This window comes from Geothrix sp. PMB-07, assembly GCF_030758935.1.
GTDB lineage: Bacteria > Acidobacteriota > Holophagae > Holophagales > Holophagaceae > Geothrix.
The window spans coordinates 99142-114555 of record NZ_CP132333.1 but is presented as its reverse complement, the minus strand read 5'-3'; the positions used below and the strand labels follow the sequence as shown (position 1 = coordinate 114555).

Here is a 15414-nt window from a genome sequence, read left to right as displayed (position 1 = left end):
GGGCACCTCCAAGGGGCGCGTCAGGTTAACAGGCCCACTGTCCGGGGCTCAGCCGCACCACCGTTAATATTCCGCTAAGGTCGTGGGTCCGCAGGGGCACTTGGATCGGCAGGTTTGACTGTGGGATCCAGGAAGCGGAGGGGAATGTGCAAGGGCCCCTCCTGGTTGGAACACGTGAGCACCAGCATGGCCTCGGGATCGTGGCCCACGCGGCGGACCCTCAACACCTGCTTGGCCGCTTCGGGCCCTGGGGCCTCCACCAGCTCGAAGCCGCTGCCCTGGATGTCCGCCTTGGTGATGCGGAAGGGTTTGCCATCCCGCGCGGCCAGCTCCACGGTCAGCTGGGTGGTGGCCAGATCGGCGAACACCAGGCGCGAGGGCGTGGGGATCACCGGGGTCACCACACGCCAATCCAGGTAGAGGGTGAAGAGGGGTTGCTGGGGCCCGTTGGTGGCCACCTTGAAGATGTCCAGGCCGGCCACCACGCCGGGCTTGAGACGCTCGGGATGCAGGACCAGGCGCAGGTCCGCGGCGGTGCCTTCGTGGGCCAGGTCGGCACTGAGGTAGTCGGGAACCGCACTGGCCAGCACCAATTTGAGGGGATCCCCACCTTCCCGGGTGAAATGGAACCGCGCCTCGGGCCGCTCGTGGGGCGCCACCTCGCCCAGGCTCTTCCGCTCGCTGTCCACCGCCACTTCCGGCCGCACCTCCATGTCCAACCGCAAGATGTAGCTGGGCTGGGTGGGATCATCCGTACCAAGGCGCACTGCGCCCTTGATGTGCCCCACCATTCCGGAGGGATCCACCTTGAGCCGGATGGTGCGCAATTCCCCCGGCTTCATGGGCTCGGCGAATTGGGTTTCGTCGAGGGTGACGCCCGGAGAAAGGTCCAGCACTCGAAAGTGGAAGGGCCGGTCGTGGGTGCTGCGGATGCCGTAGGCCGCTTCCCGGATTTCCCGCGGGCCCACTTTACCGAGGTGTACCGGGAAGGGCGTGGTGAGGGTGATGCGAGCGGGGGGCACGGGATCCGGCTTGGGAGCCTGAGCCGGAGCGGGAACCGGGGCCTGAAGGAAGGCAAGGGCGGGCAGCATGAACATGGGATGTCCTGATGGGGACTCCAGTGTGCCGTGACTTCAGGGCGCCCCCAGCTGTTAATTGGTGTGAAGAGCGGTCCCGGCTATGCTTCGCCCATGAAAAGCCATCGCAAAGTCCTCACCCTGCACGTTCCCGCACGCTCCGGTTTCGTGAACATCACCGAGGAAGTCGCCCGCGCCGTCCATGAAAGCGGCGTCAAGGAGGGGCTCTGCCTGGTGAACAGCATGCACATCACCTCCAGCATCTTCATCAATGATGAGGAATCCGGCCTGAAGCAGGACTACCTCCGCTGGCTGGAGCGGCTGGCGCCTTTCAACGAGGGCAGCGATCCCGCCCAGGGCGGATACCTGCACAACCGCACGGGCGAAGATAACGGCGATGCCCACCACAAGCGCCAGATCATGGGCCGCGAAGTGGTGGTCGCGATCACAAATGGCCGCCTGGATTTCGGTACCTGGGAGCAGATCTTCTATGGTGAGTTCGACGGTCGCCGCGACAAGCGCGTCCTTATTAAGATCATCGGAGCCTGAACATGATCACCCGCGATCTGAGTGCCCTGCCCAAGCGTGATGTCTACCGCATCCTGTCCAGCCTCGTCATCCCCCGGCCCATTGCCTGGATCACCTCCGTGGATGCGGAGGGCCATTTGAACCTGGCGCCCTTCAGCAGCTTCATGGGCATCTTCGGGCCGCCCATGCTGGCTGTGACCCTGGGACGGCGTCGGGATGGATCATTAAAGGACACCCACCGCAACCTGCGGGAGAACCAGGAGGCCGTGGTGCATCTGGCGGACCTGCCCTTGCTGGAAGCCCTCCACGCCAGTGCCGACGAAGTGGGGCCCGAGATCAGCGAAGTGGATCGGCTGGGACTGGACATCGAAGCTTCAGATTGCGTCGCGCCGCCTCGCTTGCAGGATGCGCCGGTGGCCCTGGAATGTCGCCTCAACCGTGAGCTTGAGCTGGGTCCGGGCAGTACCCTGGTCCTGCTGGACGTGGTGCGCATCCATGCGGCCGATCGCATTTGGAGCGAGGAGCATGATTGCGCCGATGCGAGCCGGTGGACGCCCCTGTCCCGCCTGGCCTCCGTGGCCGGGCCCAACTACGGAACCCTGGGCCAGACCTTCCGTCTGGGCCCCTCCGAACTGCCGTGAAACGGGGCAACCACGGATTCACGCGGATAAACAGGGATTCCTGGCTGCCAAGTGGCGGGTCCGCCGAATGACCCTTATCCAGATCCCCTTCATCCCCTCCATCCTGGCAAAAGAAAACAATGTTTAGCCTGGATGAAGGGGATGCACGGGATGGGGATTGAATGCGAAAGGCCTCAGCCCTCGTCCGGCTCCACGAAGAGGTGCTGGACCTGGGGGAAGCGCTCGTGAAGGCGCCGCTCCAAAGCGTTGATGGCCTCCACCAAGGCCGCGCCACTGGACTGCTCATGGAACTTCACCTGCAGAGCCACCATGAGTCGATCACTGCCCACGATCACCGCCACCAGGTTCAGCACGTGGTTCACAGCTGGATCCTCGTTCACCGCCGCGCGGATGCGGGCGCGCAACGCCAGAGGTGGCGCCTCGTTCAGCAGCAGGCTGGTCACTTCCACGCCCACGAAGGCCGCCACGGCGATGAGCAGAAGGCCGATGGCCACGCTGCCGACGCCATCCCACACAGGATTCCCCGTGGCCATGGTCAGCAGCACCGCCGCCAGCGCGAACAGCAGGCCGACCAGTGCCGCGATGTCCTCTGCCAGCACCACCACCAGCTCGGTACTGCTGGACTGCCGAAGGTACCGGAGGAGAGAGCGGCCGTGTCGCTCTGTCGCCGCCGCCTGCAGCGCGCCCCGGAGGGACCAGCCCTCCAAGGCCACCGCAAAGAGAAGCAGTGCCACAGCCCAGCTCAGGTGATGGGGCTGCTCCGGGTGCCGGATCTTGTGGAGGCCCTCCACCAGTGAATAGAGGCCGCCCACGCTGAAGAGCAGCAGGGCCACGAGGAAACTGGCCACGAAGGCGGCCTGCCCGTGGCCCAGCGGATGCTTCGCGCTGGGGGGCCTTGCGCCCTGGCGCATGCCGAGAAACAGCAAGACCTGGTTGGCACAGTCGGCGGCCGAGTGGATGGCTTCCGTCAGGAGGCTGGAGCTGCCCGTCAGCAGAAAGACGGCGAACTTGGAGAGGGCGATGCCGCCATTGGCGGTCAAGGCGAGGGCGACGGCACGGGTGGATCCGGTGGACATCCGCCCAGCTTAGCGCCTCAGTCCCAGTGGCGGATCCAAGTGGGATCGAACTTGCTCTCCAGGGTCCGGGCCTCGGTTTCGACGCCAACCTGCTGGATGCCCAAGGCCCGCAGCGCAGCCTGCAGGGATTCCGTCCGCTGCTTCAGGAGCGAGGCACTCAAAGCCTTGGTGGACGGCACCTGCACCGACCAACGCCCTGAGGCACCCCAGGCTTTCACCCAGCCCTCCAGCTTGCGAACCCCTGCGGGACTCACCTCGGTTTGCTGGGGCAAGAAATAAATGATGCCTTCCCGAGGCGGGGCTTCGGCGGTGGCCAGCGGCGCCTGCACCAGCGCCAGGGGATCTTGGTTCACGGGCCGCACCGCCGGCGGCCACAGCAGCACCTCCGGAAACACCAGGTCACCCTTCATGGGAAAGGAGGTTCCCACCGGCTCGAAGCGTGCCGCGGATTGCTCTCCCCGCAGCTCGGTGATCCAGAGGCGGCCGATGAATTGGTAGTCGCCCGCCCGTTTCACCCGAAGACGGTCCCCCACATGAAGGCCCTGGGGCAGCCCCCCATCGAGCCCGTATATCCGGTCCGTCGCCTCATAGGGTGGCAGCCCCCGGCGCTCCACCGACACAATGTGGAGGGGCGCCTGAGCACCGAGGAGGCCGACCAAGCTGAAACCGAGAAGACACCGCCGCATGGGTTCCTCATCGGCCCAAAGGGGTCCGAATCCTTAGAATGGCCGGATGCCCAGCTCCCGCAACAGATCCCCGATCAGGTAGAGGGATCCCGTGACCAGGCGAGGAGCCTCGGCCGAGGCCCGCAGGTGGGTCGCCGCTTGGCGCAGTGTGAGCAGCGGCGCGTCCAGGTTCCAAGCCTCCTGGAGCTGACGCAGCGTGGCGTAGCGGGGCGCGTCCCCTTGCACGAAGGTCACCGACAGGGGGCGGATGCGCTTCAGTTCCTCCGCCACGCCGGCCAGATCCTTGTCGCCCATGGCCCCCACGTAGAGGTGCGGACGCACCCCGCAGGCCAGGGCATGCTCAGCCAGGGCGCGGGCACCATCCACGTTGTGCGCGCCATCCATCCACACCCCCTCCAGCCCCGGCACCTGCCAGAGACGGCCAGGCCAGCGGGCCTGCGCCACGCCTGCCCAGAGCCGGTCCTCGGGAATGGGGAAACCCTGTGCTCGGAGTTGCCGCACTGCTTCAAAGGCCGTGGCCAGGTTGTCCAGTTGGTGGAGGCCTGCCAGCCCCACCCGCTTGCCCTCCACCCGCGAATGATCCCAGCGGATGTCCGCCGGTCCCAGCCGTGGCGCCACGTGCAGGCTGGGCTCGCAGGCGAGCAGTGGGCGGATCCACTCGGGATCAAGGGAAGGGCCGAGCACCAGCGGCTTGCCGTCGCGGGCGGTGCAGAGTTTCTCCCGGGCGATGGCTTCCCGCGTGTCGCCCAGGTACTGCTGATGGTCCAACCCTACGGTGGTGAGCACCGTGAGGATGGGCTCGGTGGCATTGGTGGCATCCCAGCGCCCACCCATGCCCACCTCCAGCAGCGCCACTTCCACGCCGGTCATGCGGAAGGCGAGGAGGGCCGCCGTGATCATCAATTCAAAGTACGTGGCCTGGATGCCCGTACGCGCCTCCGCGTCGAAGGCTTCGCCCAGCAGCAGGTCGAGGGCCCCTTCGCCGATGGGCTCGCCATCCACCCAGATGCGCTCGGTCACATCGGCCAGATGGGGCGAGGTGGTCCAGCCCACCGTGAACCCCGCGGCCCTGAGCATGTGCGCCAGGAAGGCGCCCGTGCTGCCCTTGCCGTTGGTGCCCGCGATGAGCACCACGGGAAAGCCCTCATCGGGCCGACCCAAGGCGCCCAGGAGGGCCCGGATGTTTTCCAGGCCGCATTTGATGCCCATGTGCCCCCGCTCCTGGAGACGCGGGATGTGGATGGGCGTGAAGGCTTCGTCCATCAGTCCCTGGCTGCGGGCATCATCCACGCCAGGCAGGCGGCGATGAAATCCTTGAGGTGGTCGCGGTTCACCACCTTGTCCACCATGCCGTGGGCCTGGAGGAATTCCGAGCGCTGGAAGCCTTCGGGCAGACTCTGCTTGATGGTCTGCTCAATGACGCGAGGGCCGGCAAAACCGATGAGGGCCTTGGGCTCGGCGATGTTCAGATCGCCCAGCATGGCGTAACTGGCGCTGACACCGCCGGTGGTGGGATCCGTCAGCAGGCTGAGATAAGGCAACCCAGCCTTGTCGAGCTTGGCCAGGGCCGCGCTGACCTTGGCCATCTGCATCAGCGACAGGGTGCCCTCCTGCATGCGGGCGCCACCGCTGCAGCTGACGATGATGAAGGCGCACTGCTTTTCCAGGGCGCGCTCGGCCCCCAGCCGCAGCTTCTCGCCCACCACGCTGCCCATGCTGGCGGCCAGGAAGTCGAAGTTCATGATGGCGGTCACCACGGGGTGGCCCGAGAGGGTGCCCTCCACCACCACCACGGCGTCATCGGTCTGGCCCGCCTCGTCCAGCTTCTTCAGCTGGTCCTGGTAGCTCTTGATGGCCACGAAGCCCAGGGGGTCGCTGCTGCGCAGGTTCCCGAACAGCGGCTTCCACCCCTCGTCCATGAGGTTCTCCAGCCGCTCATCCACGCCGATGCGGAAGTGATAGCCGCACTTGGGGCAAACGTTGTGGGTGTTGACGAGCTCTTTCCGGTAGATCAGCTCTTTGCAGGCCTCGCACTTGATCCAGAGGCCCTCGGGCACCCGGACAGTCTTTTCTTCGACGGCGGTCTTCTGCTGGCGCTTCTTCACGAACCATGACGACATGGGGACTCCTTGCTTGAACCCGGACCTAGCGGCGCTTCGCCGGACCGTGCTTGAGGGCCTCGAAGAGGCGATCCAGTTCACCTTCGCTGCCGTAGTGCATCACCAGGGTGCCGGTCTTGCCCTTGGCCTTGATCTCGACGCGGGTGCCCCAGGACTGGGTGAGTTCCTCGGCGGCCGCCTTGATGAACAGCTCTTGGGGGTGCTTCTTCTTGGACTTGGCCTTGGTCTGTTTCTGGAGCTGCTGGATGCGGGCTTCCAGGGCACGAACGCTGAGCTGCTGGTCCACCACTTCCTGGGCCAGTTGCTCCTGAAGACGCAGGTCGGGCACGCCCAGCAGCACCTTCGCGTGGCCCGTGCTCAGGCGGCCATCCGCCACCTCCGCCTTCAGCTCCGCCGGCAACCTCAGCAGGCGAAGGGTGTTGGCCACCTGGGGACGGGACTTGCCCACCCGATCGGCCACTTGCTCCTGGGTGAGCCGCAGGTGCTCGCCCAGCTGCCAGTAGGCCGTGGCCTCTTCGATGGGATTCAGCTCCTGCCGTTGAATGTTCTCCACCAGGGCGATCTCGAGCAGTTTGTCATCGGGCACTTCCTTGATGATCACCGGCACCATGGCCAGGCCCGCCTTGCGGGCGGCCCGCCAACGCCGCTCGCCGGCGATGATCTCGAACTTGTCGCCCACCTTCCGCACCACGATGGGCTGCACCATGCCGTGCTGCTTCAGGCTTTCGGCCAGCTCCACCAGCGCCGCCTCGTCGAAGTGAGTGCGGGGCTGAGCGCGGTTGGGCACCATGCTGCCCAGGGGCAGCTCACGCTGATTGGCATCCTCAGGGGCCATCTGGCTCATGAGCGACGTGAGTCCCCGGCCCAGCGCCGGACGCTTCAACTGATTCATTAGGCTTCCCTCCTCGCGGGGAGTTCCAGGCCCAGCCATTCCTTCGCGAGGCTGAGGTAGGCCTGGGCGCCCTTGGAGCGCAGATCATAGAAGGCCACGGGCTTGCCATGGCTGGGGGCTTCGGCCAGCCGGATGTTGCGGGGGATGATCGTCTGGAAGACCTTGCCCGGGAAGGCGTGGCGGACTTCATTGGCGACGGCCGCGCCCAGGTTGGTGCGTTCCTCCGCCATGGTGAGGAGGATGCCGCCCAGCTGAAGCTGGGGGTTGGGACCGGACTGGATGCGGCGCAGCGTTTCGGTGAGCTCGGCCAAACCGTCCAGCGCGAAGAACTCGCAAGGCATGGGGACGATGACCTCATCCGCCGCCGTCAGCGCGTTCAGGGTGATCATGCCCAGGCTCGGGGGCGGATCGATGAGGATGTAGTCGAACTTGTCCATGATCGGCGCCAACCCCTGCTTGAGCACCTGGAGCTGGGGCATTTCGAAGAGCTCGAATTCCAACTGCGCCAAGTCCTTGCCCGCCGGGATCACCTGCATCATGGGCACTTCCGTGCTGAGCAGCAGGGCTTCCGCGGGGGCGCCCTTCATCAGCGCGTAGGATCCCGCGCGGTGATCCGGCTTGGGAAAGCCAAGACCGGTGGTGCTGTGGCCCTGGGGATCGAAATCCACGAGCAGCACCATCTTCTCCATCATCGCGAGGGACGCGGCAAGGTTGATGGCGGTGGTGGTCTTGCCCACGCCGCCCTTCTGGTTCGCCAACACCACCACCCGGGCGCGCATCAGGCGGCCCTCTTCATCGCGCAGGTGCTGGTGGAACCAACCATCTCGGCATCCCCTCGGGTGTGGAACATGCCAGTCTAGCAGGTCGGGGTTCCACGGCGGAGGCCCGCTGTGATCAGCTCCGCAACCGCTGCAGCAGCGCTGGATCTGGGTGCACCACGCCAAGTCTTCGGACAGGACCGGAGAGCCATAGGTTGCGCCACGCACCCTTCGCATCCAGCTCCAGCTTCACCGTCACCACTTCGCCGCTGGCGGTGTGTAGCTGCCACGTGGTGATCCCTTCGGTGCTGGCCAGCCACGCCGCAGCCACCGCGCAGCCCGTACCGCAGCAGAGGGTCTCTCCTTCCACGCCCCGCTCCCAAGAGCGGATCCGCGCCTCGCCCGGCGCCAGCACCTCGACCACGTTCACGTTGGTGCCGCCCTGCAGCGCCGCGTGATGCCGCAGCGGCGGCGCGAACACCGGCAGGTCCACAGCAGAGACGGAAGGTACGCGCAGCACCAGCTGCGGATTTCCGATCCAACCAAAGCCCGCGGGCGAGGTCGTCGCCATGGGTACGGCGCGCAGACCGAAGCCTTCTCCTTCAGGCATGCGGATGCCGATGTGGTCATCCGAACGTCGAAGCAGAATCTCCTCGCCATTGGAGCTCACCCGGATTTCCGCCTCGGAGGGCGCTCCGGGAATAACCATGGATGCCCTGCTACCATTGGAACAAAAGGTCTTAGCCCCATCGGTATCCCAGTGCTCCAGCCGCCAGGGGCCCGAACCAGGCCTTTGCATCAAAAAAAGGCCATCTAATCCAAACCCGTGCCCCTTCGGACAGAGCAATTTAGCATAATCCTCGCAAGGGCAGTCTTTAGCCTCCTCCAGCCAGAGGTAGCCGAAGACATTGCCCGAGGCAGAGGCCAGGTGGAGCTCCAAGTCACCGTTCCCGGCTGTTGCGGAACGTGTAGACCGTCTCGCCCTTGCGCGCATAGCCCTGGCGCCGGGCCAGGGCCTCCATCAGTTCAGGATCCTTGGCCGCGAGCCGCTGGACTTCCTCCAGCAGCTCGCGGTTGCGGTGGTTCAGCTCCAGCAGCCGGGTCCGGGCCGTTTGCAGCTCCGCCTCGCGCTTGCGGAGCTCGGGCAGCCCACCCTGGGAAAAGAGGACGGCCAGGAGGGACAAAAAGCCAGAGGCTCCCAGCACTCCCCACAGGGTGGAGGACTTCAGGAGCCAGTTGGCGTTCATCCAGGGTTCCTACTAGGCGAGACGGGATCCGAAGGCTTCGCGACCGGCATAGCGGGCCGCGGCGCCCAGTTCCCATTCAATTTCGAGCAGACGGTTGTACTTGGCCACCCGGTCGGTGCGGCAGGGGGCGCCGGTCTTGATCTGCCCGGCCCCGGTCGCCACAGCCAGATCCGCAATGAAGGCATCCTCCGTCTCACCGCTGCGATGGCTGATGATGGCCCGGTAGCCGGCCTTGTGGGCCATTTCCACGGCGCGCAGGGTCTCGGTCACGGTGCCGATCTGGTTCAGCTTGATGAGAATGGCGTTGGCCACGCCCTCGGTGATGCCCTTGGCCAGAATGGCCGGGTTGGTCACGAAGAGGTCGTCGCCCACCAGCTGGGTCTTGGCGCCCATGGCATCGGTCTGGGCCTTCCAGCCCTTCCAATCGCCTTCCGCGAAGCCATCCTCGATGGAGATGACGGGGTGGCGGGAGACCAGGCCCTGGTAGTACTCCACCAGCTGGGCAGGGGTCTTCTTCCCACCGTCCAGGGCGTAGCCCTTGCCGTCATGGAATTCGCTGGCGGCGCAGTCCAGGCCCAGGAACACGTCCTTGCCCAGCTTGTAGCCCGCCTTCTTGATGGCCTCGCCAATGAGCTCCAGGGCCTCTTCATTGGAGGCCAGGTTCGGGGCGAAGCCGCCCTCGTCACCCACCCCAGTGGCCAGCTTGCGGGCCTTCAGAACGCCCTTCAGGGAGTGGTAGACCTCGGCGCCCCAGCGGAGGGCCTCCCGGAAGTTCGGAGCGCCCACGGGCAGCACCATGAACTCCTGGATATCCACGTTGTTGTCCGCGTGGGCCCCGCCGTTGAGGATGTTCATCATCGGCACGGGCAGGAGACGGGGCGTGGCCCCGCCCAGGTAGCGGTAGAGGGGCAGCTTCGAGGCTTGGGCCGCGGCATCCGCAAGGGCCATGGACACGCCGAGGATGGCGTTGGCACCCAAACGGCCCTTGTTCTCGGTCCCGTCCAGATCGCACATCAGCTCATCGAGTTCGGCCTGCTGCAGCGGGTCCATGCCCTGCAGAGCCGCGGCCAGTTCGACATTGATGGCATCCACGGCGCCGAGCACACCCTTGCCCAGGTAGCGCTTCTTGTCCCCATCGCGGCGTTCCAGAGCTTCACGACTTCCCGTCGAAGCGCCGGAAGGAACGATGGCTTTGCCAACCGTCCCATCGGAGAGGAGCACTCGGGCCAGCACGGTGGGATTCCCACGGCTGTCCAGTACTTCAAGAGCGGTGACACGGTCGATGATGTTCATAAAAGCACCCGGCTCAGAGAGGCGCGACACCGCGCCTCTCTGATATTAGCCAGGTTGTGTTGCCTGAATGGGCCTACTTCTTCGTGGCCTTCTTCACAACCTTCTTGGCGGCCGGCTTCTTGGCAGCGGCCTTCTTCGGCGCGGCCTTCTTCACAACCTTCTTCACCGCCGGCTTCTTGGCAGCGGCCTTCTTCGGCGCGGCCTTCTTCACGGCCTTCTTCACGACCTTCTTGGCAGCGGCCTTCTTGGGGGCGGCCTTCTTCACGGCGGCCTTCTTGGGGGCAGCCTTCTTCACGGCGGCCTTCTTGGGGGCAGCCTTCTTCACGGCAGCCTTCTTGGGGGCGGCCTTCTTCGCAGCCGACTTCTTCGCGGCGGCCTTCTTGGGGGCGGCCTTCTTCGCGGCGGGCTTCTTCGCAGCAGCCTTCTTCGGCGCGGCCTTCTTCGCGGCGGGCTTCTTCGCAGCAGCCTTCTTCTTGGGGGCAGCCTTCTTCGCCGGCTTCTTGGCGGCGGGGGCTTCGGTGGTGGCGACCGGGTTGGTCAGTTCGGCCATGGGTGGCTCCTTTACGCCCTTTTGGGCGGGGTTGGAAGGGGTCGTGCGGGAAGCGGGCTTGCCTTTGGCATCCTTCGCGCCAGATTGGGCCTGGACTTCACGCTGGGTGGATATGCGTTCCTTGGTCGCCGGAGCGGCCGTGGGGGCTAGCGCCGCATCAGCGGCAGAGCCGGTCTTGCCCTTGGGCTTCGCGGCTTTTTTCGGGGGCTCAACGCCTGCCAGGATCTGGGCCAGACGCTTGCCGGGATAGTAGTCATCGAGAAGGGCATCTCCGATCAACAAACCATGGACCCCAAGGACTTCCATTTGCTTGATTTGATCCAGTTTATGAATGCCACCTTCAACAATTTTGAGGCAACTTTTGGGGACCTTTTTCACGAGTGCCACTGCCTGCTCCCAGGACGCTTCCCAGGTATCCAGATTGCGACCCACGGCGCAGACGATGTCCGCACCCGCCTCCACAGCTCGGGCGAGTTCAGCCTCGGAGGTCACTTCGACGACCACGTCCAAACCCTTGCTGGTGGCGAATTTCAGCAGGGTCTGCAAACGATCCTGGGTGAGCAGCGCAGGCATGAGGAAGATGGCATCGGCGCCGAGGATTTTGCTTTCCTCGACCTGGTACTCCTCGAAGATGAACTCCCTCCGCACCAGAGGAAGTTTCACTTGGCTTCGCACCTCAGAGAGGTGTTTGTCCTCGCCAAAGTAGAGGAACTTATCGGTTGCCACCGAAAGGGCCCGGGCACCGTTCTCCGCCAAGCTCTTGGCGTGGGTTGAAGCCTTATAAGAGTCCCGGACCTGACCACGGCCGGGGTCACCCCCGGCGACTTCTCCCAAAATGGTGATTCCAGGCTGGCTGAGCTCCTCCTTCAAGGAATGATGGCCCTTGTAGGCATCTTTTACCGCCACGGGGCCCTTCTGCTTCTTGATTTCCACATCCAGGGCCTTGAAGATGGCGACTTTCTTTAGCATTTCCCACGCTCCAAATCTCAGATACCTCGCTAATGGCCCTATGGGGAAGATGATCGGCCGTTTTTCCTCTGATTCAACATGAAACCAGCGATCTGGATGAGGTCAACAGAGAAATATCAAAAATCATCATTTTTTTTGTCGCTACCTCTCCCACAACCCATCATTCGTTTCCACCCCTTTCGGCTCGATGCGAACGATCTTGAGTGCAGATGTGCAAGGAAGCTCCATCGCGACGACTGAAGTCATCAGCCGTCGAATCCGCGCAGTCAAAGGATCTGCGACGATTCACTCCTTGTCGTTTGTTCATTGAGAATCAGCTGCGTCGATCATCGGAAGGCCTCACCGGGAGGGATCGCCATCCCACCTTCACCCCTCCAGGAAGGCCGCTCCCCTGCTAGGCTTCAACACGCGCCTTCCGCTCCCCGGCGCCGTGCGAACGGTACCTCGGAACCTGCCGGAAGCTTCGTGAGGCCCCATGACCATCCACGTCGTTGACCATCCCCTCGTCCACCACAAACTTTCCCTGATCCGCGACCGCAAGACGCCTGGCAGCCTGTTCCGCGCCTTGATCGAGGAAGCTGGATTGATCTTGGCCACCGAGGCAACGCGCACCCTCCCCACCGAATCCGTCGTGGTGGAAACGCCCCTCGAACGCACGGGCACCCAGCGCCTCCGCTCCCTCGATCCCGTCCTCGTGCCGGTTCTGCGCGCTGGCCTGGGCCTCTTGCCTCCCTTCCTCCAGCTGCTGCCCACGGCGAAAGTAGGTCACCTTGGCCTCTACCGTGATCACGACTCGCTGGTGCCGGTGCCCTACTACCGCAACTTTCCTCCGCTTCTCGAAGCGCGTCCGGTGTTCATCCTCGATCCCATGCTCGCCACCGGTGGCAGTGCCTCCGAGGCCGTGCGCCAGTTGAAGGGCGCGGGTGCCATCAGCCTCACCCTGGTGGCCCTCCTCGCCGCGCCCGAGGGCCTGGAGAGGCTACAAGGCGATCATCCTGACCTCACCATCTGGGTGGGCGCAGTGGACCGCCAGCTCAACGAGAAGGGCTACATCCTTCCGGGGCTCGGAGACGCGGGAGATCGGCTCTTCGGCACCGCATAGCCTGCCGGGCCGAGGCTATCCACACTAGATCCATGTAAGCCAAGGGCCTCATCTGTACGCCCACAAGCCCCCAAGGCCATGCACTCTTGAACACGGAACCTAAAGAAAGAGCGATGGCCCCTCGGACATGCCTTCGCCTTGGAAGAGCACCTTTTCCCAAGCTTGACGGATGTCACCCATCTGGGCACAGACCCGTTTCAAGCGTGGCCCATCCGCGGCGTCGCTGGCCTCGATAATCTCGTGCCCCCACCAGGCGTAGAGCCGGATCAGATTGCCCACAAGCTCTCCGCCCGCTTCGTGATTCAACCGCTGGTGCAGCGCATCCAGAATGGCCAGGAGCTTCTTGACGAAGTACTCCCTAGGCCTCGGATCACCGCCAGGGAGTGCCTCTTCCAGTTTCACCAAGAAGCGCTGAGCCGCCTCCAGAAGCAGCACGACCACATGTTCGGGGATGGCCCCTGACTCGGCCAACGATGAACCTTCGCCATGGACTGAGTTGGTCATCAGAAATGGCTCTCCCTCCAGAATCGTCCTGGCGACACGAATTCCTGGGATCGCCCCATTGCTTCCCAATCTGCCCATCGGCAAAGCGACGATGAAACTTGATGCCGCCAGGTCTGCCCATGGCCCGAGGATCAGGCCTCCACCCGGAGCCATTCCGTGAGACAAAGGGAGCGCCCTGCCGAAACCGGAGCCATCCGTGAATCCGAGCCATCAGAAGCTGCTGCACAAAGCCCAGGCCCTGGACCGTTCGGGAACCCCCAGTGATGCACTTGCCGCTTATCAGGCCTTCCTGGCTCGGGAGCCGAACCACGCCGATGCCTGGTCCGCCTGCGCGGCCAAATGTCTGATGTTGGGCCGACCAGATGACGCCCGAAAAGCGTGTGAAACAGCCCTCGGTCTCGACGTGAATCACCTGGCGGCTCGCGCCAATCTGGGTCGGGCCTTGATGCAGTTGGGTCAGCTGGATCAGGCGGAAAACCACCTTTCTGCCGTCCTGAAGATCGATGGCCAGCGGCTGGATGCCCAGCTTTTCTGGGCGGAGTGCAAGCTCTACAGGCGGGATCTCGATGGGGCCCAAAGCGCCTTGGAAGCCGCTGGACAGCAGGTTCCTATCCAAGGGCCGCTTCAGTCCCACCACGCGGAGCTTTGGGGCATTCTCAGCCTCGGGATGTTCGAATTACGCCGCTTCTCGCAGGCCGCACAGGCCTGCGAGAAGGCACTCCAGATCGACCCCCGCAACTTCACAGCCAAGGCGAACCTCGGCTCCATCAGAATGGCCGAAGGCCGCCTGACTGAAGCCGAGAAGGTCTTCGGCAGCCTGGTCGCGGCGCACCCGCACCGGGAACGGGGCCGATTGCTGTGGATCACCTGCCTTTCCAGAATGAGCGACCTCCTCCGCGCGGACCAGGAGATTGCCAAAGTCATCCGTCAAGCCCCCAAGGATTCCACCGTCCACAAGAGCGTATTGGCAACCCACTACACGCATGGCCGCTGGGCGGAATACCTCGCGGAAATCGAGCGGTTCCGAAAGGTCGACCCCGCCTCTCCCCAGGCCGACTATGAACACAGTTTCCTGGAACTGCTCTCCGGTGAGTTGCCCCGCGGCTGGAATCGTTACGAGGCGCGCTTGAAACTTGCCCTCGGGGCCGAGCCTCCCCGAACCTTTACGGCACCGACATGGGATGGAGCACCCTTCGCCGGCAAGACGCTTCTGCTGTGGGCCGAACAAGGCTTGGGCGATACCTTGATGTTCGTGCGGTACCTTCCGATGGTGAAGGCTCTGGGCGGAACGGTCATCCTCGAAGCACAGTCGGCTCTTGTCCATCTCGTGGCCACCTGCGATGGCGCCGATGCCATCCTCCCGGCAGGCACGCCGCTGCCAGCCTTCGATATCCAACTCCCCCTCATGTCTTTGCCCAGGGTGTTCCAGACGGACCTCGCCACCATTCCGGCCGAGATTCCGTACCTCGACGTCCCTGAGCGAGTTCCCCACCAGTCGGCAATTCTGGAACGCCTGGCCCTGGCGGAAGGAAGGGCTAGGATCGGCCTGGTGTGGGCCGGCCGCCCTGAGTACGGCCGCGATTTCGAGCGGTCGATACCCGCAACCTCGCTCGCGCCCCTGGGCGCCCTGGAAGGCGTGACTTGGTACAGTCTGCAGGTGGGTGGACAGGAGGCTCCGCCTTTACCTGGCCTCATCGACCTGGCTCCCCTGCTCGGCGATTTCTCGGATACGGCCTACGCCCTGAGTGGCATGGATCTGCTCATCACCGTGGATACCTCGGTGGCGCATCTCGCCGGAGCCCTGGGCATTCCCACGCTGCTGCTGCTTCCTTTTCAGCCGGACTGGCGCTGGCTGCTCGATCGCAGCGACAGTCCCTGGTACCCGTCTCTGCATCTCTACCGGCAACCGGTGTACGGAGACTGGGCATCTGTCATCTGCCAAGTCATCGAGGACCTCTCGCAGGGCGCATGA

16 protein-coding genes are annotated in these 15414 nt (G+C 64.4%); 4 read left to right on the top strand and 12 right to left on the bottom strand.

Features of this window, described 5'->3' with window-relative positions; genetic code table 11:
* Nucleotides 1-74: 74 nt before the first annotated feature.
* Entirely contained in the window at nt 75-1097 is a 1023-nt protein-coding gene (locus Q9293_RS00540; protein ID WP_306249217.1) for a hypothetical protein, read from the bottom strand.
* A gap of 93 nt (nt 1098-1190) precedes the next feature.
* Between Q9293_RS00540 and Q9293_RS00535 the strand changes: the two genes are divergently transcribed.
* Nucleotides 1191-1625 carry a secondary thiamine-phosphate synthase enzyme YjbQ gene (locus tag Q9293_RS00535; protein ID WP_306249216.1) on the top strand — a complete coding sequence of 145 codons (435 nt, stop codon included), beginning with the start codon at nt 1191-1193 and terminating at the stop codon, nt 1623-1625.
* A gap of 2 nt (nt 1626-1627) precedes the next feature.
* Nucleotides 1628-2245, top strand: coding sequence for a flavin reductase family protein (locus Q9293_RS00530; RefSeq protein ID WP_306249215.1), 618 nt, complete (start codon nt 1628-1630; stop codon nt 2243-2245).
* A gap of 173 nt (nt 2246-2418) precedes the next feature.
* Here the strand turns inward: Q9293_RS00530 and Q9293_RS00525 are convergent, their stop codons facing one another.
* The 10 genes from Q9293_RS00525 to Q9293_RS00480 form a co-directional block, all read right to left on the bottom strand.
* On the bottom strand, nt 2419-3321 hold the full coding sequence (locus Q9293_RS00525; RefSeq protein WP_306249214.1) for a cation diffusion facilitator family transporter: 903 nt from the start codon (nt 3319-3321) through the stop codon (nt 2419-2421).
* Nucleotides 3322-3338: 17 nt separating this feature from the next.
* Nucleotides 3339-4007 (bottom strand): hypothetical protein, encoded by a 669-nt coding sequence (locus Q9293_RS00520; RefSeq protein WP_306249213.1) that lies wholly within the window; start codon nt 4005-4007, stop codon nt 3339-3341.
* A gap of 33 nt (nt 4008-4040) precedes the next feature.
* The gene (locus Q9293_RS00515; RefSeq protein ID WP_306249212.1) at nt 4041-5270 is read right to left on the bottom strand and encodes a folylpolyglutamate synthase/dihydrofolate synthase family protein; all 1230 of its coding nucleotides are present in this window, start codon (nt 5268-5270) and stop codon (nt 4041-4043) included.
* On the bottom strand, nt 5270-6127 hold the full coding sequence (gene accD / locus Q9293_RS00510; protein ID WP_306249211.1) for an acetyl-CoA carboxylase, carboxyltransferase subunit beta: 858 nt from the start codon (nt 6125-6127) through the stop codon (nt 5270-5272). The genes Q9293_RS00515 and accD overlap by 1 nt, the downstream gene beginning before the upstream one ends.
* Nucleotides 6128-6152: 25 nt before the next feature.
* A complete protein-coding gene (locus tag Q9293_RS00505) occupies nt 6153-7019 on the bottom strand; it encodes a ParB/RepB/Spo0J family partition protein (protein WP_306249210.1) in 867 nt (288 codons plus the stop codon).
* A complete protein-coding gene (locus Q9293_RS00500; RefSeq protein WP_306249209.1) occupies nt 7019-7798 on the bottom strand; it encodes a ParA family protein in 780 nt (259 codons plus the stop codon). The genes Q9293_RS00505 and Q9293_RS00500 overlap by 1 nt, the downstream gene beginning before the upstream one ends.
* 115 nt (nt 7799-7913) lie before the next feature.
* Complete coding sequence (locus Q9293_RS00495; protein ID WP_306249208.1) at nt 7914-8486, bottom strand: hypothetical protein; 573 nt, start codon at nt 8484-8486, stop codon at nt 7914-7916.
* 232 nt (nt 8487-8718) lie between these two features.
* The gene (locus tag Q9293_RS00490; RefSeq protein WP_306249207.1) at nt 8719-9024 is read right to left on the bottom strand and encodes a septum formation initiator family protein; all 306 of its coding nucleotides are present in this window, start codon (nt 9022-9024) and stop codon (nt 8719-8721) included.
* 12 nt (nt 9025-9036) lie between these two features.
* A complete protein-coding gene (eno, locus tag Q9293_RS00485) occupies nt 9037-10317 on the bottom strand; it encodes a phosphopyruvate hydratase (RefSeq protein ID WP_306249206.1) in 1281 nt (426 codons plus the stop codon).
* Nucleotides 10318-10390: 73 nt separating this feature from the next.
* Nucleotides 10391-11836, bottom strand: coding sequence for an indole-3-glycerol-phosphate synthase (locus Q9293_RS00480; protein ID WP_306249205.1), 1446 nt, complete (start codon nt 11834-11836; stop codon nt 10391-10393).
* A gap of 475 nt (nt 11837-12311) precedes the next feature.
* Between Q9293_RS00480 and upp the strand changes: the two genes are divergently transcribed.
* Nucleotides 12312-12938 (top strand): uracil phosphoribosyltransferase, encoded by a 627-nt coding sequence (upp, locus tag Q9293_RS00475; RefSeq protein ID WP_306249204.1) that lies wholly within the window; start codon nt 12312-12314, stop codon nt 12936-12938.
* Nucleotides 12939-13037: 99 nt separating this feature from the next.
* Here the strand turns inward: upp and fliS are convergent, their stop codons facing one another.
* Complete coding sequence (gene fliS, locus Q9293_RS00470; protein WP_306249203.1) at nt 13038-13442, bottom strand: flagellar export chaperone FliS; 405 nt, start codon at nt 13440-13442, stop codon at nt 13038-13040.
* Between the two features lie 196 nt (nt 13443-13638).
* Here fliS and Q9293_RS00465 point away from each other — a divergent pair, with 196 nt between their 5' ends.
* Nucleotides 13639-15414 carry a tetratricopeptide repeat protein gene (locus Q9293_RS00465; RefSeq protein ID WP_306249202.1) on the top strand — a complete coding sequence of 592 codons (1776 nt, stop codon included), beginning with the start codon at nt 13639-13641 and terminating at the stop codon, nt 15412-15414.

Excerpts from the sequence above, each read along its gene's own strand:
- Q9293_RS00540 (WP_306249217.1), bottom strand. The coding sequence starts at position 1,097 with ATGTTCATGCTGCCCGCCCTTGCCTTCCTTCAGGCCCCGGTTCCCGCT.
- Q9293_RS00535 (WP_306249216.1), top strand. The coding sequence starts at position 1,191 with ATGAAAAGCCATCGCAAAGTCCTCACCCTGCACGTTCCCGCACGCTCC.
- Q9293_RS00530 (WP_306249215.1), top strand. The coding sequence starts at position 1,628 with ATGATCACCCGCGATCTGAGTGCCCTGCCCAAGCGTGATGTCTACCGC.
- Q9293_RS00525 (WP_306249214.1), bottom strand. The coding sequence starts at position 3,321 with ATGTCCACCGGATCCACCCGTGCCGTCGCCCTCGCCTTGACCGCCAAT.
- Q9293_RS00520 (WP_306249213.1), bottom strand. The coding sequence starts at position 4,007 with ATGCGGCGGTGTCTTCTCGGTTTCAGCTTGGTCGGCCTCCTCGGTGCT.
- Q9293_RS00515 (WP_306249212.1), bottom strand. The coding sequence starts at position 5,270 with ATGGACGAAGCCTTCACGCCCATCCACATCCCGCGTCTCCAGGAGCGG.
- accD (WP_306249211.1), bottom strand. The coding sequence starts at position 6,127 with ATGTCGTCATGGTTCGTGAAGAAGCGCCAGCAGAAGACCGCCGTCGAA.
- Q9293_RS00505 (WP_306249210.1), bottom strand. The coding sequence starts at position 7,019 with ATGAATCAGTTGAAGCGTCCGGCGCTGGGCCGGGGACTCACGTCGCTC.
- Q9293_RS00500 (WP_306249209.1), bottom strand. The coding sequence starts at position 7,798 with ATGCGCGCCCGGGTGGTGGTGTTGGCGAACCAGAAGGGCGGCGTGGGC.
- Q9293_RS00495 (WP_306249208.1), bottom strand. The coding sequence starts at position 8,486 with ATGGTTATTCCCGGAGCGCCCTCCGAGGCGGAAATCCGGGTGAGCTCC.
- Q9293_RS00490 (WP_306249207.1), bottom strand. The coding sequence starts at position 9,024 with ATGAACGCCAACTGGCTCCTGAAGTCCTCCACCCTGTGGGGAGTGCTG.
- eno (WP_306249206.1), bottom strand. The coding sequence starts at position 10,317 with ATGAACATCATCGACCGTGTCACCGCTCTTGAAGTACTGGACAGCCGT.
- Q9293_RS00480 (WP_306249205.1), bottom strand. The coding sequence starts at position 11,836 with ATGCTAAAGAAAGTCGCCATCTTCAAGGCCCTGGATGTGGAAATCAAG.
- upp (WP_306249204.1), top strand. The coding sequence starts at position 12,312 with ATGACCATCCACGTCGTTGACCATCCCCTCGTCCACCACAAACTTTCC.
- fliS (WP_306249203.1), bottom strand. The coding sequence starts at position 13,442 with ATGACCAACTCAGTCCATGGCGAAGGTTCATCGTTGGCCGAGTCAGGG.